General features: G+C 62.6%; 17 protein-coding genes. 10 read left to right on the top strand and 7 right to left on the bottom strand.

The window, feature by feature from the left end; genetic code table 11:
- From TRM7557_RS11265 to TRM7557_RS11245, 5 genes are all read left to right on the top strand, one after another.
- Positions 1 to 1203, top strand: coding sequence for a metal ABC transporter permease (locus TRM7557_RS11265; protein WP_058290315.1), 1203 nt, complete (start codon positions 1 to 3; stop codon positions 1201 to 1203).
- Positions 1200 to 2129 carry a metal ABC transporter permease gene (locus TRM7557_RS11260; protein ID WP_058290314.1) on the top strand — a complete coding sequence of 310 codons (930 nt, stop codon included), beginning with the start codon at positions 1200 to 1202 and terminating at the stop codon, positions 2127 to 2129. The genes TRM7557_RS11265 and TRM7557_RS11260 overlap by 4 nt, the downstream gene beginning before the upstream one ends.
- 77 nt (positions 2130 to 2206) lie before the next feature.
- Positions 2207 to 4162 carry a DNA mismatch repair endonuclease MutL gene (gene mutL, locus TRM7557_RS11255; protein WP_058290313.1) on the top strand — a complete coding sequence of 652 codons (1956 nt, stop codon included), beginning with the start codon at positions 2207 to 2209 and terminating at the stop codon, positions 4160 to 4162.
- Positions 4163 to 4188: 26 nt separating this feature from the next.
- Positions 4189 to 5604, top strand: a complete 1416-nt coding sequence (locus TRM7557_RS11250; RefSeq protein ID WP_082626598.1) for a DNA recombination protein RmuC — start codon at positions 4189 to 4191, stop codon at positions 5602 to 5604.
- A 182-nt stretch (positions 5605 to 5786) separates the two neighbouring features.
- Entirely contained in the window at positions 5787 to 6119 is a 333-nt protein-coding gene (locus TRM7557_RS11245) for a DUF3775 domain-containing protein (RefSeq protein ID WP_235811463.1), read from the top strand.
- Positions 6120 to 6444: 325 nt separating this feature from the next.
- Here the strand turns inward: TRM7557_RS11245 and TRM7557_RS11240 are convergent, their stop codons facing one another.
- From TRM7557_RS11240 to TRM7557_RS11225, 4 genes are all read right to left on the bottom strand, one after another.
- Positions 6445 to 7056: a glutathione S-transferase family protein gene (locus TRM7557_RS11240; protein ID WP_058290312.1), complete on the bottom strand. Its 612-nt coding sequence runs from the start codon at positions 7054 to 7056 to the stop codon at positions 6445 to 6447.
- A 17-nt stretch (positions 7057 to 7073) separates the two neighbouring features.
- A complete protein-coding gene (locus TRM7557_RS11235) occupies positions 7074 to 7727 on the bottom strand; it encodes a histidine phosphatase family protein (RefSeq protein WP_058290311.1) in 654 nt (217 codons plus the stop codon).
- Positions 7728 to 7877: 150 nt separating this feature from the next.
- Positions 7878 to 8105, bottom strand: a complete 228-nt coding sequence (locus TRM7557_RS11230) for a WGR domain-containing protein (RefSeq protein ID WP_058290310.1) — start codon at positions 8103 to 8105, stop codon at positions 7878 to 7880.
- Between the two features lie 123 nt (positions 8106 to 8228).
- Positions 8229 to 8888: a LysE family translocator gene (locus TRM7557_RS11225; protein ID WP_235811462.1), complete on the bottom strand. Its 660-nt coding sequence runs from the start codon at positions 8886 to 8888 to the stop codon at positions 8229 to 8231.
- Between the two features lie 105 nt (positions 8889 to 8993).
- Here TRM7557_RS11225 and TRM7557_RS11220 point away from each other — a divergent pair, with 105 nt between their 5' ends.
- Positions 8994 to 9437 (top strand): Lrp/AsnC family transcriptional regulator, encoded by a 444-nt coding sequence (locus TRM7557_RS11220; protein ID WP_058290309.1) that lies wholly within the window; start codon positions 8994 to 8996, stop codon positions 9435 to 9437.
- Between the two features lie 9 nt (positions 9438 to 9446).
- On the opposite strand, the gene TRM7557_RS11215 is transcribed toward TRM7557_RS11220, so the two are convergent.
- Positions 9447 to 10163 (bottom strand): response regulator transcription factor, encoded by a 717-nt coding sequence (locus tag TRM7557_RS11215; protein WP_058290308.1) that lies wholly within the window; start codon positions 10161 to 10163, stop codon positions 9447 to 9449.
- The gene (locus tag TRM7557_RS11210) at positions 10160 to 12073 is read right to left on the bottom strand and encodes a hybrid sensor histidine kinase/response regulator (RefSeq protein WP_058290307.1); all 1914 of its coding nucleotides are present in this window, start codon (positions 12071 to 12073) and stop codon (positions 10160 to 10162) included. Before TRM7557_RS11210 ends, TRM7557_RS11215 begins: the two co-directional genes overlap by 4 nt.
- Before the next feature lie 259 nt (positions 12074 to 12332).
- Here TRM7557_RS11210 and TRM7557_RS11205 point away from each other — a divergent pair, with 259 nt between their 5' ends.
- From TRM7557_RS11205 to TRM7557_RS11195, 3 genes are all read left to right on the top strand, one after another.
- The gene (locus tag TRM7557_RS11205) at positions 12333 to 14297 is read left to right on the top strand and encodes an AMP-binding protein (protein ID WP_058290306.1); all 1965 of its coding nucleotides are present in this window, start codon (positions 12333 to 12335) and stop codon (positions 14295 to 14297) included.
- Between the two features lie 75 nt (positions 14298 to 14372).
- Positions 14373 to 15191, top strand: a complete 819-nt coding sequence (locus tag TRM7557_RS11200; protein ID WP_058290305.1) for an ABC transporter ATP-binding protein — start codon at positions 14373 to 14375, stop codon at positions 15189 to 15191.
- A 26-nt stretch (positions 15192 to 15217) separates the two neighbouring features.
- Complete coding sequence (locus TRM7557_RS11195) at positions 15218 to 16204, top strand: branched-chain amino acid ABC transporter permease (protein WP_058290304.1); 987 nt, start codon at positions 15218 to 15220, stop codon at positions 16202 to 16204.
- An 18-nt stretch (positions 16205 to 16222) separates the two neighbouring features.
- On the opposite strand, the gene TRM7557_RS11190 is transcribed toward TRM7557_RS11195, so the two are convergent.
- A complete protein-coding gene (locus TRM7557_RS11190) occupies positions 16223 to 16756 on the bottom strand; it encodes a hypothetical protein (protein ID WP_074941788.1) in 534 nt (177 codons plus the stop codon).
- A 120-nt stretch (positions 16757 to 16876) separates the two neighbouring features.
- On the opposite strand from TRM7557_RS11190, the gene TRM7557_RS11185 reads away from it, so the two are divergent.
- Positions 16877 to 17167, top strand: a complete 291-nt coding sequence (locus TRM7557_RS11185) for a hypothetical protein (RefSeq protein ID WP_058290302.1) — start codon at positions 16877 to 16879, stop codon at positions 17165 to 17167.

Here is a 17167-nt window from a genome sequence, read left to right as displayed (position 1 = left end):
ATGCTGGCGCAGGCGCTGCTGTTGCAGCTGGGGTATAATGCCACGCTGGTGACCATTGGCGCAGCCCTTCTGGGGGCGGCAGCGGGGATCACCGGCACCTTCCTTTTCTTGCGCAAACGCGCATTGGTCGCGGATGCGGTCAGCCATGCGACCCTGCCGGGGGTGGCAATGGCCTTTCTGATTATGGTCGCGCTGGGCGGCGAAGGGCGCAGCCTGATTGGGCTGCTTTTGGGCTCTGCCGTCTCTGCCATGGTGGGCTTGTGGTGTATGAACGCGCTGACGCGCCACACACGGCTGGCCGAGGATGCCGCCATTGGCGCGGTCTTATCCGTGTTCTTTGGTTTCGGCGTGGTCCTGATGACCGTGATCCAGTCGCTGGGCGTGGGGCGGCAGGCGGGGCTTGAGGGGTTCTTATTAGGCTCTACTGCGGGGATGTTGTTCGCGGATGCGGTGACTATCGCGCTGGGGGGGCTGGCCGTTCTGGCGGTGATCGCGGTGATGCGGCGGCCGATGCTGCTGGTCAGCTTTGATCCGGAATATGCCGCCGCCCAAGGGGTGAACGTGCCCCGCGTCGATATGGCGATGATGGCGCTGGTGATGGCGGTGACCGTTGTGGGGCTGAAGATCGTCGGGCTGATCCTGATTGTTGCGCTGTTGATTATTCCCGCCGTGACCGCACGGTTCTGGAGCGAACGGGCAGGGCAGGTGGTGATCCTGTCCGGCGCCTTTGGTGGTGTGGCGGCCTATCTGGGGGCGGCGGTGTCTGCGACCGCGCCAAACCTGCCGACGGGGCCGATTATTGTCCTGTTTAGTGCCGCCTTGTTCCTGCTGTCGCTGCTGTTGGCGCCCGGTCGTGGCGTGTTGGCCGCGATCCTGCGCCATCGCCGGTTTCAGGCCCGTGTCCACATGCGCCAAGGGCTTCTTGCGCTGGCGCAGGGGCAGGAGATCTTTGAGCCGCTGACCCGCCGCCTGTTGCGCCGTGCGGGCCTCATGCGGGCCGATGGGGTTGCGACGGACGATGGCCGCGCGCAGGCCGCCAAGGCGCTGCGGGACGAGGCCCGCTGGGCGATGTTGCGCCGCGATCAGGCACAAGAGGCCGCAAGCGCGCAATACGATGGCCTACGCGGGATCGAGACCGTGCTGACCGCCGACCAGATCGCCGCATTGGATGCGCGCATTGGTGCCCCGAAGGAGGCCATCTGATGGGATCGGAATTTGTCCCGCTGTCCCTGCCGCCGCTGCTGATCGGGGCTTTTGCCGCCGTGGCCTGTGCGCTGCCGGGGAACTTCCTGCTGCTGCGCCGTCAGGCGCTGATTGGCGATGCGATCAGCCATGTGGCCTTGCCGGGTATTGTTGTGGCCTTCCTGATCACCGGTGCGATTTCCACCTGGCCAATGATGATTGGCGCGGCAGGCGCGGCGGTGATTTCTGTGGTGCTGATCGAGGTGATCCGCCGTCTGGGCCGGATCGAACCCGGTGCTGCGATGGGCGTTGTCTTTACCGCGATGTTTGCAGGTGGGGTTCTGCTGCTGGAGCAGACCGATACGTCCTCGGTACATCTGGATGTGGAACATGCGCTTTATGGCAATCTGGAAAGCCTGATCTGGCTGGATGCCACCGGCTGGGGCAGCCTGTTGGACTGGGACGCCCTGCGCCATCTCCCGCCCGAGCTGCCGCGCATTGCGGTGACGTTGCTGGGCGTGGTGCTGTTCCTGTGGCTGTTCTGGCGGCCTTTGGCGATCTCTACCTTTGACGAAGGCTTTGCCCGCACGCTGGGCCTGCGCACCACAGCGCTGGGGTTGGCGTTGGTGGTGGTCGCGGCCATTGCAGCGGTTGCGGCCTTTGATGCGGTGGGCTCGATCATTGTGATCGCCATGTTCATCTGCCCGCCCGCAGCGGCGCGGATGATGACCAACCGGCTGGGCGTGCAGGTTGCATGGAGCGTAGCCTTTGCGCTGCTCTCTGCCGTGCTTGGGTATGTTCTGGCCGGATACGGCCCGCTGTGGATCGGCATGTATGACGCGGTGAGCGCGGCGGGCATGATCGCCACGGTGTCGGGCGTGATCCTTGCGCTGACGGCGGTCTTTGGCCCCTGCCGCCACCGCGCGGGCGCGCCGGCGGGCGTCTGACGCACCGCTTGCAGCGGCTGCCAAGGGGGCGTATTCCAACTGGCAGAATCGTCCCTCAACATGCTAGATTTAGCGGTATGTCCACCCCAGACCCCCAAATGAATGCTGATCCGACCAGATCCCGTCCTGTCATCCGGCAGCTCGACGACAGCGCCATCAACCGCATTGCCGCAGGCGAGGTGGTAGAGCGCCCGGCCTCGGCCGTGAAAGAACTGGTGGAGAACGCCATCGACGCTGGCGCCACCCGCATCACGGTTGAGATCGCCGATGGCGGCAAGACGCTGATCCGGGTGACGGACGATGGCTGCGGGATGACGGCGGACGACCTGCCGCTGGCCCTGTCACGGCACGCGACCTCGAAAATCGACGGCTCGGACCTTCTGAACATCCACACCTTTGGCTTCCGGGGCGAGGCCCTGCCCTCGCTTGGCGCGGTGGGGCGGCTGACCATCACCAGCCGGGTCAAAGGGCAGGATGCCGTGTCAATCCGTGTGGCGGGCGGGCGGATGGAGCCGGTGAAACCCGCCGCCCTGCGTCAGGGCACGGTGGTCGAACTGCGCGATCTGTTCTTTGCCACGCCCGCACGGCTGAAATTCATGCGCTCTGACCGCGCGGAAAGCCAAGCCATTGGCGATACGATCAAACGTCTGGCCATGGCAGAACCTGCGATTGGGTTCACCCTGCGCGATGTCTCGGGCGGGGGCGAGGGGCGTGTGACCTTCCGTGCCGACCCGCTGTCGGGGGATCTGTTTGACGCGCTGCATGGGCGGCTGGCATCGGTCATTGGGCGCGAATTTGCAGAAAACGCGCTGAAGATCGACCACACCCGCGAGGGCATTCGCCTCTATGGCTATGCCGCACTGCCGACCTATTCGCGCGGCGCGGCGGTGACGCAGTTCCTGTTTGTGAACACGCGCCCGGTCAAAGACAAAACCCTCACCGGCGCCCTGCGCGCGGCCTATATGGATTTCCTTAGCCGCGACCGCCACCCGGCGGCGGCCTTGTTTATCGACTGCGACCCAGAGCTGGTGGACGTCAACGTGCACCCGGCGAAATCCGAGGTCCGCTTTCGCGACCCGGCCTTGGTGCGCGGGCTGATCGTGTCGTCCCTGCGCCACGCATTGAGCGAGGCGGGCCACCGGGCCTCGACCACTGTGGCAGGCGCGACGCTGGGGGCCATGCGCCCGGAAGAGCCCACCGCCACAGGCGCGCCGCGTGTCTATCAGATGGATCTGGCTTCCCGGCCCTCGCGCCAAGCCATGCACCGGTCTTATGCGGCGCAGGCGCCCGGCCCGCAGGAGGACACGCCCGTGGATGCGCCGCTTGCAACAGCGGCGGCGGCTGGGTTCTCCGAACTGGCAGGCAGCTACTCGGGCCGGGTGATCGACACGCCCGACGTTTCACATGAAACGCCCGGCGCCCCGCCACAGACACCGGTGGTCAGCCCCGAAACCCTGCCGCTCGGCGCAGCGCGTGGGCAGGTGCATGAAAACTACATTATTGCCCAGACCCAAGACGGTATGGTGATTGTCGACCAGCACGCCGCCCACGAACGGCTGGTCTATGAGCGGCTAAAACACCAGATGGCCGAAAACGGCGTCGCCACGCAGGGGTTGCTGATCCCCGAGATTGTGGAACTGAGCGAGGGCGACGCAGCGCGGCTCTTGGATGTCTCGGACGAGCTGTATAAATTCGGTCTGGGGATCGAACCCTTCGGCGGCAGCGCCATTGCGGTGCGGGAAACGCCGGCTCTCTTGGGCACGGTGAATGCCGAGGCGCTGATCCGCGATATTCTGGATGAACTGGCCGATCAGGGCGAAAGCCAGCTGCTGCAGGCCAAGGTCGAAGCGATCCTGTCCCGCGTGGCCTGCCATGGCTCGATCCGGTCCGGCCGCCGGATGCGCGGCGAAGAAATGGATGCGCTCTTGAGGGAAATGGAGGCCACGCCCCATTCCGGCCAGTGCAACCACGGCCGCCCCACCTATGTTGAATTAAAACTCGCGGATATCGAACGCCTGTTCGGCCGCAGCTAAGAACAAAAAGATTTGAGGAGAGCCCCATGGACCCGCTGGACATCGCGGCACAGGCCCTGACCCTGCCCAATGCGATTGCTGTTTGCTGCCTTCTGGCCGTGGGCTGTCTGTTTCTGGCGCTGGCGTCGACCCGCCGCGGCAAAGCGGCCGCGCTGTTGCAAAAGCAGGTTGAAGGGCTGCGTCTGAAAGAGGTCGCATTGCGGGCCGAAGTGGCAAGGTTAGAGCCTGCTTTGGACGAGCTGTCGACCCTGCGCCGCACCAGTGAAAACGAACGCGCCGCCCGCTTTCAGGCCGAGGCGCAAATTCAGGCCCTGCACGCCGAACATCAGGCGCGGCTTGAGGAAATGCAGCATATGAACCGCCAGCTGGAGGATAAATTTGCCAATCTGGCCACGGGTGTTTTGAAGCAAAATTCGGAAAATTTCCTGACGCTGGTCAGTGAACGGTTTCAGGCCCACAGCAAAACCGCAGATGCGGATCTGGCACGCCGTCACGAAGCGATCGAGAGTCTGGTGAAACCGCTCGATGAAAAGCTGGGCCAGTTTGGCGAGCGCATTCAGGAAATCGAGAAAGCCCGCAACGAGGCTTACGGTGCGATCCGCACCCAAGTGGCCCATCTGGCCGAAGGTCAAGCCGCACTGGGCGGCGAGACCCGCAAGCTGGTGCAGGCCCTGCGCGCGCCGAAAACCCGGGGGCGCTGGGGCGAAATGCAGCTGCGGCAGGTCTTTGACATGGCGGGCATGGCCGAACATGTGGACTATGAACTGGAGAAATCCGTCGACACCGATGCAGGGCTGCGCCGCCCCGACGCGGTGGTGCGCATCCCCGGCGGCAAAAGCATTGTGATCGACGCCAAAACCCCGCTGGAGGCCTATCTGGACGCGCTGGAGGCGGACACCCCCGAGGCGCAGCAGGCGGCGCTGACCCGCCACGCGGGCCATGTGCGCACTCATGTGAAACAGCTGTCGTCCAAAGCCTATCAATCGGCGCTGGGCGAGGCGCCGGATTTTGTGGTGATGTTCATCCCCGGTGAGACCTTTGTCTCAGCAGCCGTTGAGGCTGACGCGGGGCTAATCGAATATGCGTTCGAACATAAGGTGCTGATCGCCACGCCGACCACGCTGATGGCGCTGGTGAAATCCATTGCCTATGGCTGGCAGCAAGAGAAAATGGCCGAAAACGCGCTGGAGGTGCAGAAGGGCGCAAAAGAGCTCTATGATCGTCTGACCACCTTCTCGAAGAACCTTGCGATGGTGGGGAAATCCATGACCTCGGCGGTGAACAACTACAACAAGGCAGTGGGCTCGCTGGAATCGCGGGTGCTGCCCTCGGCCCGGAAGTTCGAAGCCCTTGGCGTGGTGTCCAGTGCGACGCTGGAAGACCCAGGCCCCGTTGAGGTGCCACCGCGCGAAGTGACCCTGCTCGAAAGCTCTGACGCCTAAGGGCGGTTGCAGGCCCGCACGCCCGCGCCCGTCTGTTGCAGCGTGGCTCTTGCGCGGGCCCAAGGGCGTTGGCGCACGTGGCCCGGCCCCCTGGGGCGGGGTTTGTCGCAGATCAAGGACGGCTGATCTGTTGCCTGCCATCTTTGTCCCGTGAAACCACGTTAGGCACGGGAGAGACGGACATGAGCATGGAAATGGACATTGCCCCGAACAAGGCGGAACAGGTGGCGCTGATGGCGCGGGAACTGGGGCGCGCAGAGCCCGAGCTGCGCGCGTTTCTGCAGGGTTTGAATATTGAGGAAAAAGCCGCACTCGTCGCTCTGGTCTGGCTGGGGCGCGGCACCTTTGAGGCATCCGAGTACAGCCAGGCCTGTGATCTGGCGCTGCAGGAAGCAACAACCCCGGCCGAAGACTACCTGCTGCAGACCCCCAATTTGGCCTTTGACATCGAAGCCGGGCTGGAGCTTCTGGGCTTCAATGTGTCGGCGGAAGCCGAGAGCGTGATGGGGCGCTGAGACGCGCAACAGCCTCTATCCCAGATACCCGAGCAGCTCGCGTCTGAACCAGCGGCCTGCAGTGTGATCCCTCGGGGCAGGGCCCCACAAACTCTGCCCTAGACTGTTTGCCACCGCGTGGTCCGGCTGGGCTCCGCCCGTTCGCCCCTCAAACAGTGCCCCGCACTGTTTGCCACTGCGTGGTCCGGCTAAGGCTCCGCCCGCTCGGGCCTCAAACGACGCCCCACGTCGTTTGCCGCTATGCGGTCCGGCCCTCACTCATCTTTTTAAAAATATCCCGGGGGAGGCCGCAGGCCGGGGGCAGCGCCCCCAACCCGTTCACCGCTCAGAGCATCGCTTTCTCGTACACGGCGCGCACGCTGGGCCGGGCTTCCATGGCCTGCATGAAGGCCTGGATTTTGGGGAAGTCGGCAAGGGTCACACCATCGCCCTCCAGCCAGGTGCAGACCACATAAAGGTAGCAGTCCGCGATCGAGACCGTCTCTCCCAGCACAAATGGCCCGCGGAGCCCCGCGCGGCTGATGTAGTCGCAGGAGGCCGCCATGGTGCTGGGCACCATTTTCTGCATGTCCTTCCAGCTGGACCGTTCCTTCGCCCAGCGGGCGCCGCGCAACTTGTGGGCGTGGTTCACATGCATGGTGGAGGCCAGATAGAACATCACCTCGCGCATACGGGCCGCCAGAATGGGGTCGGTTGGGCGCAGGTCGTTGCCGTCCTGGTCGGCAATGAATTCCAAGAGCGCGCCGGTTTCGGTCAGCAGACCACCATCAAAGGCCAGCGCAGGCACGCGGCCTTTGGGGTTGATCTGCTGATAGGCAACCGAGGTCTGTTCCTTGGCGGCGAAATCCACCAGTACGGTCTCGTATTCGATCCCGGCCTCTTCCAGCGCAATGGCAACGGCGACAGAGATGGTCTTGGGGGCGTAGTAAAGCTGCATTGTCTCGGTCCTCTTTTTCAAAGATGGGTGCGGGCAAAATGGCGGTCAGGATCGGCCAGATGGGGGACTGCATTGTACAGAACCGGCGTGTAATGACCGCCGATCTGATGCAGCACATGGACCGAGGTGTTCATGGCCGCAAGCACCATACGGGCGGTCGCCTTGGTGTCCAGCCCCAGCGCCTGGCGCATGACAATGCCAATCAGCCCACCCGAGGTCACCACCAGCGCCGGGCCTTCGCCTGCGGCGATTTCCACCAGCGCGGCCGAGATGCGGCTCTCAAAATCGTTCCATGTCTCGTAGGGCGCGTCGATCTGGTCGCGCTGCCACAGGTCAAAGACATAGGGAAGATGGTCAATGAACCCTTCGCGATTGGTCGGGATCGGGGTGCCATACTGGGCCTCCACCGCCTCGGCGAGGGGAAAATAGCTCATTTCGTTCAGGCGCGGATCCTGCACCAGCCCATCGCCATAGCCCATGGAGGTGGCGGTTTCGACATGGCGGTTGAGCGTGCCGCTGTAGACGCGGGTGAAATAGTCGCGGCTGTCACGCAGATGATCGCCCAGCCAGCCCGCCTGTTGATGGCCCAGGGGGCTCAGGCGGTCATAGCTGATCTCGTCCCGGGCCTCTGTGTTTGCCTGTCCGTGGCGCACCAATGTGATCTGGGTCATGGGCGATCCTTTCCTGCGGCCTGCGCTGCGTTCGTCAGCAGAGTTCTAGGGGCGCCGGGAAGGGCTGAAAAGGGCAAATGCGACGCAATAGGCCATCGACCCGCATGCCGCGCAGCGGGTGTTTGGGCCGCAGGGTCGGTCCGCCGGAGGTTAGTGGCGCGTGTAGCCGTGGTGCAGCATGCGGTCGCGATGGGCATCAGCTGCATCGGAGGCTTCGCGCAGATTGTCGAAGGTTTGGATGCAGGTGGTGCCCTCATGACCGGCCACGCCCCATTCGCGCAGGACCGAGACCTCGTCAAACAGCGTCATGGCGATTTCCACCCGGTAGAACCGGGCACGCCGCGCCGTGCGGTGGTGATAGAGCAGACATGTCGTCATGTCGTTCACTTTAGCAGGGTGATTCGGTCTCGCAAGATTTTTGATCTTAACGCCAGCAGCGCCGACCGCTTCGGGTGGTCTGGGTGGTGTTTCGAAGAACATGGCAGGGCACGAACTGACGGCCTAGCCAACCAGCAATTTCAGGGCGAAGGCGAGGATCACAATGCCGGACCCCCTGCGAAACGCGGTGTAGCGCGCCTGTGTCATAACCCGGTTGCGCAGCGCGCTGGCAAGTGCGGCATAGGTGCTGAGCGATAGGATCGACAGGGCGCAATACGTCAGGACAAGGGTGACAGCCTGCAGGGCCAGCCCCCATCCTGCGCCCATTGTTGGGTCCAGGGATTGCGGCAATAGCGCAAGGTAGAACAGCAGCGCCTTGGGGTTTGTGACCGCGAGCAGGAAGGCCTCGCGAAACAGGGGCGCAGCGCGCGGTGCGGCTGGGTCGTTCGCGCCGTCGACAAGAAGCGTTTCATGTGTGATCAATAGTTTCCCGCCGAGCCACAAGAGATAGACCACACCCAGCCCTTGCAGCAGGGCCCACGCCAGATCCGAAGCCAGCACCAAGGCCCCGGCTCCAAACGCGCAGGCAAGCCCGCCGACCGCCAACCCCAGCGCATTGCCAAAGATTGTCGGCAGCACCCGGACCCATCCCAATTGCAACGCGCGACGCAGTGTATTGAGGTTGGCCGGGCCGGGCCGGGCGTGATGATGTTCACCCCCGATACCAATGCAAAAGACGCCCAAAGCGACCATCCCATGTTCTTTCCTTTCCGTGTGATCCAATGGTGGAAAACTAAAGGAGGCCCATGGGCAAAGTACTTTTGCTTTCGAAGGAAAAATTGGGAAAATGCCAGCGATACATTGGCATTTTTGTGCAAGAGGCTTTGAATGAAAGATCCATTGGATGCGCTGGACCGCACGCTGCTGAAGGCACTGGTGCGGGATGGCCGAGTGAGCTGGAAGGATCTGGCGGCAGAAGCCGGGGTCTCTGCGCCCACCATTCGCGAACGGGTGCGGCGGCTGCAGGATCTTGGTGTGATCCAGGGTTTTGGGGTTGAGTTGTCGGCGGCTGCGCTGGGCTACGGTCTGGAGGCGATTGTGCGTTTTCGCCCGCTGCCGGGAAAACGTCACATGCTGGAACAGCAGATCGAGGCGAATGAGCGGATTGTGCAATGCGACAAGGTCACTGGCGAAGACGGCTTTGTCGCTCGGATGCTGCTGCGTGATATTGCAGAACTAGACCCTATTCTTGAGACGTTTGCCCGTCTAGCGACAACTCATACCTCGATTGTGAAGTCGAGCCCGGTGCGCATGCGGGTGCCACCGCTGTAAAGACCGGGGTCAGCCCCAGTCCACATCGCTCACAAAGATATAGCCTGCGCCATAGATGGTTTTGATCAGGCGGGGGTTTTTTGGGTCTTCGCCCAGTTTGGCGCGCAGGCGGGAAATGCGCACGTCAATGGCGCGGTCAAAGCTGTCGCCGGCGCTGCCGCCCAGATTGTCCTGCATTTGCGCGCGGGAAATCAGCCGTTTGGGATTGTCCAGAAACAGCCGCAGCACCGCGCCTTCGGCGTGGGAAAAGGGGACCTCTGTGCCCGCCTCATCGACCAGAACATAGCGGTCGAAATGGGCCTGCCAGCCGGAAAACTGCGCCGTGTCGCCTTGGGGGGCGGGGGCGCGGGATGTGTCACGCAGGCGGGCGCGGACGCGGGCCAGCACTTCGGTCGGGGCGAAGGGTTTGGTGATGTAGTCTTCAGCGCCCAGTTCCAGCCCCGTGATCCGATCCTGCACCTGGCTGCGCCCGGAAATGATAATAACGCTGGCGCCTTTTTCCAACGCCAGCCGATGTACCAGCGCAAGCCCATCGCTGTCGGGCAGGGACAGGTCAATCAGGCAGAGTTCTGGCGTGATACGGGCCAGGGCGGCCTCAAAATCGCGGGCGCGGCCAAAGCATTGCGTGCGCAGCCCTGCGGCTTCGAGCGTGTCCGACAGGATCTGGCGGATCTCGGGTTCGTCATCGAGGATGGCAACCAGCGGGGCGGTGTCGGATTGGGTCATGTTTTGGCTCCGGGGCGGGCTTGCGGCATCAGCAGCGCAGAGAGCTGTTTGCTGTCAAAGGGTTTGGGCAGAACGGGATAGGCGCGGGCGGCGTTCTGGCGCAGCGGGTCTTCCGGCGGCAGCGAGGTCATCAGCACCACGGGCGGGCCGTCGTCGGGGATTTGGCGGGCCAGATCAACCCCGGTGCCCGATCCGCGCAGGCGGATATCGGACAGCACCAGCGCAATGTCGGGCAGGTCGGCCAGAAGGGCGGTGGCCTCTTCCAAACTGGCGGCTTCGACCACCGCGCAGCCAAGGGCCATTAGCAATTCGCGGATGGTTTCGCGCAGCTCTGGCGTGTCTTCGACCAGAAGAACCATCCGCCCCGAAACCTCGGGCGCGACGCGGTAGGGCAGGCGCAGGGTGACATTGGCGCCAGAGACTGTGTTGCCAACGCGAATGTCGCCGCCTGCGGATTTCACCATGTCATAGACCATCGCCAGCCCAAGGCCCGAGCCTTCCTGCCCTTTGGTGGTGAAAAACGGGTTCAGCGCCTGTTCCAGCGCCTCTTGCGAAAACCCCGGGCCGGTGTCCCCGACCGAAATTTCCAGCCATGTCTGCCCGACCAGATGCGCGGCAACGGTGATCTGGCCAGAAGCGCCGCAGGCGTCGCGGGCATTCAGGATCAGATTCAAGAGCGCGTCCTGCAGGCGACCGGGGTCCAAGAGCAGCGCCTGATCGGGGGTGTTGTCCAGAACCGACAGGCCCACCCCACGCGGCAGCGCCGGGGAGGCGAGGATTTTGAGTTCCGACAGCAGGGCATGCACATCGCAGGCCTCGGGGCGCAGGCCACGCTGGCTGGTGACCTGTGACAGACGTTTCAAAAGCCGTCCGCCGCGATCCGCCGCAGACAGGGTTGCGGTGACCAGTTCCTGCGCGTCCTCGGGCAGGTCCATGCGGGCCAGTTTGCCCTGCATGCCGAGGATAATGGTCAGGAGGTTGGAAAAATCATGCGCCAGCCCGCTGGTCATCTGGGCGGCCAGCGCGCGGCGGCGGCTTTGTTGCAGGGCGACGCGGGCCTGGGTTTCTTCGGTCACATCCATCGACAGCACGTAAACCCCGCCCTGACCGTCCGGCGTAAAGGCCACGCGCAGGCGGCGGCGGTCCTGATCTTCGGTGAATTCAAACACCGGGCTCTGGCCGGTATAGGCGGCGGCGAGGTTGGGTTCGATGCGGGCGAAGGCGTGGTCGCCCAGAACCTCGCGCATGTGACGGCCAAGGATGGTGGCGGGGCGTTTGGGAAACACATCGGCCAGCCGACCATTGGTAAAGGTATAGCAGCCCTCGGCGTCCACATGGGCGATATGGGCGGGCATCATTTCGGTGGTGAGGCGGGTGCGGGCTTCGGTTTCGGTCAGTTGGCGCTTGGCCTCTTCGAGCGCGGAAATGCTGGCGGCGAGCTTGCGGTTGGTGCCCGAGAGCTCTTCGGCGTGGGACAACAGCTGATCGGACAATTCGGCAGAACGGGCGCGCAACAGCGCCTCGGCGCGTTTGGTCTGGGTGATGTCGGTATAGACCGCAACCCAGCCGCCCTGCGGCAGCGGCGCCCCTTCGATTGAAATGATCTGCCCATTGGGGCGGCGGCGTTCCAGATAATGCGGCTGGAAGGCCTGCGCTTGGGCGACGCGCTGGGCGACAAAGTCATCCAGATCGGGCAGATCGCCATAATCACCACGGGCGGCAATCAGGCGGATGGTGTCGGCAAAACTGGCGCCGGGGCTGACCAATTCGCGGGGCAGATCGAACATTTCCTGAAAGCGGCGGTTGCAGGCGGCAAGGCGCAGGTCCTGGTCATAGATCGACAGGGCCTGGGCGATCAGGTTCAGCCCGGCCTCTACCATCTTGCTGCGCTGACTGTTGGTCTGCGTCATTCTCTCTCCCTGACCTCATGGCTAGCACGCTGAAAGCAAAGGTCAAAGCCTGACGCGCCGGCCGGCTTGGCGCGTTTCGCCGCAGGATCGGAGCGCTGTTACAATTCGTAAGATTTGAGACAACATGCGGTGAGTATTTAAGCGCAGGTTAATCCCGCAGATTGACTTCACGGCGCTGGAGGAGACTTGCGACGCGACCGGGGAGGGGCGCATCGCGGGGCAGACGCGGTCTGGAGGAGATCCTTGGGAGGAGATTACCGTGACGGAACCTGTCGCAAACCCTGCGTTTGCTTCGGTCCCTGCACTGCTTGCGCGCAATGCGTCGCAATTTGCCAACCGCCCGGCCTACCGGGAGAAAGAGTTTGGCATCTGGCAGAGCTGGACCTGGGCCGAGACCGCAGAAGAGATCGAGGCGCTGGCGCTGGGTCTGATAAACTTGGGCGTTCAGCCCGGCGATTTCATTGCCATTATCGGGCGCAACCGCCCGTCGCTGTACTGGTCAATGGTTGCGGCACAAAGCGTTGGCGCTGTGCCCGTTCCGCTCTATCAGGATGCGGTGTCGGAAGAGATGGCCTATGTGCTGGAAAACTGCGGTGCGTCTTATGTGATTGCGGGCGATCAGGAACAGGTCGACAAGGTGATCGAGGTGCAGGATCGGCTGAAGAACCTTCAGCATGTGATCTATGTGGACCCGCGGGGCCTGCGCAAATACGACCATCGGACGCTGCATGAGTTTGCCCATGTGCAGGATCAGGGCCGGGCGGCCCGCGATGAGCTGTCGGGTGAACTGGCCGCGCGCACAGGGGCGCTGAGTTACGACAGCATCTGCGTGATGCTGTACACATCCGGCACCACCGGCAAGCCCAAGGGCGTGGTGCTGTCCAACCGCAATGTGATCGAGACCTCGAAGAATTCGGGTGATTTTGATGCGCTGACCCAGAGCGAAGAGATCCTATCTTATCTGCCGCTGGCCTGGGTGGGGGATTTCATCTTTTCCGTTGGTCAGGCGTATTGGTGCGGCTTCTGCGTGAACTGCCCCGAAAGCGCGGATACGATGATGACCGATCTGCGTGAAATCGGGCCGAGCTATTTCTTTGCGCCGCCGCGCGTGTTCGAAGGCCAGCTGACCAATGTGATGATCCGCATGGAAGATGCGGGCGCGCTGAAGCGGCGGATGTTCCATCATTTTCTGGAGCACGCCAAGAAGGTCGGCGGTGACATTCTGGACGGCAACCCCGTGGGGCTGCTGGACCGGGTGAAATACAGCCTTGGCAATCTGCTGGTCTATGGTCCGCTGAAAGACACGCTGGGCTATGGCCGCATTCGTGTGGGCTATACCGCGGGGGAGGCGATCGGGCCGGAGATCTTTGCCTTTTACCGCTCGCTCGGGATCAACCTGAAGCAATTGTACGGTCAGACCGAGGCGACGGTGTTTATCACCCAGCAGCCTGACGGTCAGGTGCGGGCAGACACCGTGGGCGTGCCTTCGCCCGCGGTGGAGCTGAAGATCGAGGACACGGGCGAGATTTTCTATCGCTCTCCCGGTGTGTTTGTAGAGTATTTCAACAATCCCGACAGCACCGCAGGCACAAAGGATGCCGAGGGCTGGGTTGCGACGGGCGATGCGGGGTTCATCGAGGAATCCTCGGGCCATTTGCGGATCATCGACCGGGCCAAGGATGTGGGCAAACTGGCAAATGGCGCGATGTTTGCGCCGAAATACGTCGAGAACAAGCTGAAGTTCTACCCTGACATTCTGGAGGCCGTGCTGTTTGGCAATGAGCGCGAGACCTGTGTGGCCTTTATCAATATCGACCTTGTGGCCGTGGGCAACTGGGCCGAACGCAACAATATCGCCTATGCCTCTTATCAGGAGCTGGCGGGGCATCCTGCCGTGCTCGAGACGATTGCGGGCCATGTGGCGGCGGTGAATGCCTCTGTCGCGCAGGACGAGATGCTGTCGGGCTGCCAGATCCACCGCTTTGTGGTTTTGCACAAAGAACTGGACGCTGATGACGGTGAAATGACCCGGACCCGCAAGGTGCGCCGCCGCATCGTGGAGGAGAAATTCGCCGACATTATTGACGCGCTTTATGGCGGGTTGGCCGAGGTCTCTACCACCACAGAGGTGACTTATGAGGACGGGCGCAAGGGGGCGATCAGCGCGACCTTGGCGTGTGTGGATGCCGAGGTGGTCTCGGTTCAGAAGATGGCAGCGGAATGAGACGGCTGGTTCGGCGCTCGCCCTGCGGGCCTCGCCCCGCCCACCGTCCCATGAGGGTCCGCCCGGAGGAAAACAATGTTTGATGCAGCAGAAGGTTATGTGACCGAAGACGGCCGCACCATTGGCGGCGTGGTCATGGAGATGAAGAACATCACCCTGCGCTTTGGTGGTGTGGTGGCGATCAAGGATATTTCTTTTGACATTCGCGAGGGTGAAATCCGCGCGATCATTGGGCCCAATGGCGCCGGTAAATCGTCGATGCTGAATGTGATTTCCGGGTTTTATGTGCCGCAGGAGGGCGAGGTCTGGTTTCATGGGGCCAAACGCAAACCTCTGCGCCCCTATGAAGTGGCACGCCAAGGCATTGCGCGGACGTTCCAGAACATCGCCCTGTTTGAGGGCATGAGTGTTCTGGACAATGTGATGACCGGCCGCCTGAACCATATGAAGACCAATATCTTCCAGCAAGCCTTGTGGAAGGGGCGGGCCGAGGCCGAAGAGACCGCCAACCGCGAGGTGGTGGAGCGGATCATCGATTTCCTGGAAATTCAGGCGATCCGCAAAACCCCGGTGGCGCGCCTGCCTTATGGGTTGAAGAAACGCGTCGAGCTGGCGCGGGCCCTGGCGGCCGAACCCAAACTGCTGCTGTTGGATGAGCCCATGGCGGGGATGAACGTCGAGGAGAAAGAGGACATGAGCCGCTTTATCCTTGATGTGAATGATGAATTTGGCACCACCATTGCCCTGATCGAACATGACATGGGCGTGGTGATGGACCTGAGCGACCGGGTGGTCGTGATGGATTATGGCCGCAAGATTGGCGATGGCACGCCGGATGAGGTGCGCAACAATCAGGCGGTGATCGATGCCTATCTGGGGGTGAGCCATGACTGAACAGCGGATCAAAGAGGAGAAGAGCGATGTCTGATCAGCTGATCTTTGCCATGGAGGTGACGCTCAATGGGTTGATGGCGGGCGTCTTGTATGCGCTGGTCGCGTTGGGCTTTGTCCTCATCTACAAGGCGTCGGGAATATTCAATTATGCGCAAGGCGTCATGGCGCTGTTTGCGGCGATGACCTTGGTCGGGATCATGCAAGGGCAGGTGCCCTTTGCGCATCTGATCAATGCGATGTTTGGCACCCATGTGCATCACTTTGGCTGGAACGTTCCGGCGCTGTTTGCGATCCTGATGACCGTGGTGGTCATGGTGGGCTTTGCCTGGGCTGTGCAGGTGATTGTGATGCGCCATCTGGTGGGCCAAGAGCCGATCATCCTGTTTATGGCGACCATTGGTCTGGCCTATTTCCTTGAGGGTGTCGCCGACCTGATGTGGGGGTCCGAGATCAAGACGCTGGATGTGGGTCTGCCGCAGGGCATCAACATCTGGATCGATGAGACGACATTCGGGATCTTTGGCTACGGGTTTTTCATCGACAATCTGGACATTGTCGCAACCGTGATTGCAGCCCTTCTGGTCGCCGGGCTGGTGCTGTTTTCGCAATACACCAAACAGGGCCGCGCCATGCGGGCGGTGGCCGATGACCATCAGGCGGCGCTGTCGGTTGGCATTTCGCTGAACTTTATCTGGGTGCTGGTCTGGTCGGTTGCGGGCTTTGTTGCGCTGGTTGCGGGCATCATGTGGGGCACAAAATCGGGCGTGCAGTTTTCGCTGTCGCTGATTGCGCTGAAGGCGCTGCCGGTTCTGATGCTGGGGGGCTTTACCTCGATCCCCGGCGCGATTGTCGGCGGGCTGATCATTGGCGTGGGCGAGAAACTCTTTGAGTTCCTGATTGGCCCCTTGGTCGGCGGCGCGACCGAGAACTGGTTTGCCTACGTGCTGGCGCTGTTGTTTCTGGTGTTCCGCCCGCAGGGGCTGTTTGGGGAGAAGATCATTGAACGGGTCTGACCTCTCTCCCCAAAGGTATTATGCGGGTTCTGCGCCTTCTGCACCCTTTGCGGCCTTGGCCTGCGCCTCGCGGATGGCCCGGGCGCGCAGTTCAAGTGCTGCAGCTTTGGCGGCGTCCTGTGCAAAGATGGTTTTGGCACCGGCCACCATCAGCGCGGCACAGACGGTGACGGCCAGGGTCAAGGCGATGGTGAAATCCCCGAGCACAAAGCCCAAGAGCAGCGTCGCCAAAGTGGCGAGCCCCACCAGAACCACAACGAGCCCCCAGATGTTCATGCGTGGTCCTGCGGCAGTTGCCGCACGCGCCCCGCTGGCGGTCGCGCCGGGGCGGGCGGTTGCGGCCCCGCGCTGTCGTGCGCCCGGCGCGCCTGCGACGTTGGGCGCAACGCCGCGGGGGGCGCGACGCTGCCCGCCGATTTGTGAATCGGCCACTTGGGCCTCTTCCACGGCGTTCAACAACCGGCGCCGGATGTCATTGTATTGTGCGGGGGTGATCTCTCCCCGGCTGCGCGCAGCTTCGAGCCTGCGCATCTCTTGCAACATTGCTGTCATGTTTCCCACTCACTTTTCCCAACGCAAGGGTGACAAAGGGATTGGGGCGAAATGTGGCAAAAGCCGGATTTCTAAACAAAGGGTAAACGCGCCGATAACCATGCACTGGGGGGACCGCGTATGCCAAAGCTGATCGCAATCCTGAATGTCATTGCCTGGTCCGGGTTTTGGGCCTTTGGCTATCTGGCGCTGACCGGAGAGAGCTATAGCCCGGCGCAGGTGACCATTGCCGCCCTTCTGGCGGCGGCGGGTCTGTTTGCCGGGATCCTTGCCTATCTGAAATTGGTGCGGATTTCCGAACGCTCGGGCTATGCCAAATCATCCAACCGCACCACGAAAGAGGCCCGCGATGCAGCGCAGGCGCAGTGGGGCGCAGAGTTACGCAATTCCAAGACAGTGAAGGGGGCATAG

This window comes from Tritonibacter multivorans (assembly GCF_001458415.1).
Lineage (GTDB): Bacteria > Pseudomonadota > Alphaproteobacteria > Rhodobacterales > Rhodobacteraceae > Epibacterium > Epibacterium multivorans.
Note: the sequence above shows the minus strand (reverse complement) of the source record. Positions and strands in the feature narration are given on the sequence as shown.

Bases quoted from the DNA above. Each gene is read 5' to 3' on its own strand.
- TRM7557_RS11265 (WP_058290315.1), top strand. From the start codon at position 1: ATGCTGGCGCAGGCGCTGCTGTTGCAGCTGGGGTATAATGCCACGCTG.
- mutL (WP_058290313.1), top strand. From the start codon at position 2,207: ATGTCCACCCCAGACCCCCAAATGAATGCTGATCCGACCAGATCCCGT.
- TRM7557_RS11250 (WP_082626598.1), top strand. From the start codon at position 4,189: ATGGACCCGCTGGACATCGCGGCACAGGCCCTGACCCTGCCCAATGCG.
- TRM7557_RS11245 (WP_235811463.1), top strand. From the start codon at position 5,787: ATGAGCATGGAAATGGACATTGCCCCGAACAAGGCGGAACAGGTGGCG.
- TRM7557_RS11240 (WP_058290312.1), bottom strand. From the start codon at position 7,056: ATGCAGCTTTACTACGCCCCCAAGACCATCTCTGTCGCCGTTGCCATT.
- TRM7557_RS11235 (WP_058290311.1), bottom strand. From the start codon at position 7,727: ATGACCCAGATCACATTGGTGCGCCACGGACAGGCAAACACAGAGGCC.
- TRM7557_RS11230 (WP_058290310.1), bottom strand. From the start codon at position 8,105: ATGACGACATGTCTGCTCTATCACCACCGCACGGCGCGGCGTGCCCGG.
- TRM7557_RS11220 (WP_058290309.1), top strand. From the start codon at position 8,994: ATGAAAGATCCATTGGATGCGCTGGACCGCACGCTGCTGAAGGCACTG.
- TRM7557_RS11215 (WP_058290308.1), bottom strand. From the start codon at position 10,163: ATGACCCAATCCGACACCGCCCCGCTGGTTGCCATCCTCGATGACGAA.
- TRM7557_RS11210 (WP_058290307.1), bottom strand. From the start codon at position 12,073: ATGACGCAGACCAACAGTCAGCGCAGCAAGATGGTAGAGGCCGGGCTG.
- TRM7557_RS11200 (WP_058290305.1), top strand. From the start codon at position 14,373: ATGTTTGATGCAGCAGAAGGTTATGTGACCGAAGACGGCCGCACCATT.
- TRM7557_RS11195 (WP_058290304.1), top strand. From the start codon at position 15,218: ATGTCTGATCAGCTGATCTTTGCCATGGAGGTGACGCTCAATGGGTTG.
- TRM7557_RS11190 (WP_074941788.1), bottom strand. From the start codon at position 16,756: ATGACAGCAATGTTGCAAGAGATGCGCAGGCTCGAAGCTGCGCGCAGC.
- TRM7557_RS11185 (WP_058290302.1), top strand. From the start codon at position 16,877: ATGCCAAAGCTGATCGCAATCCTGAATGTCATTGCCTGGTCCGGGTTT.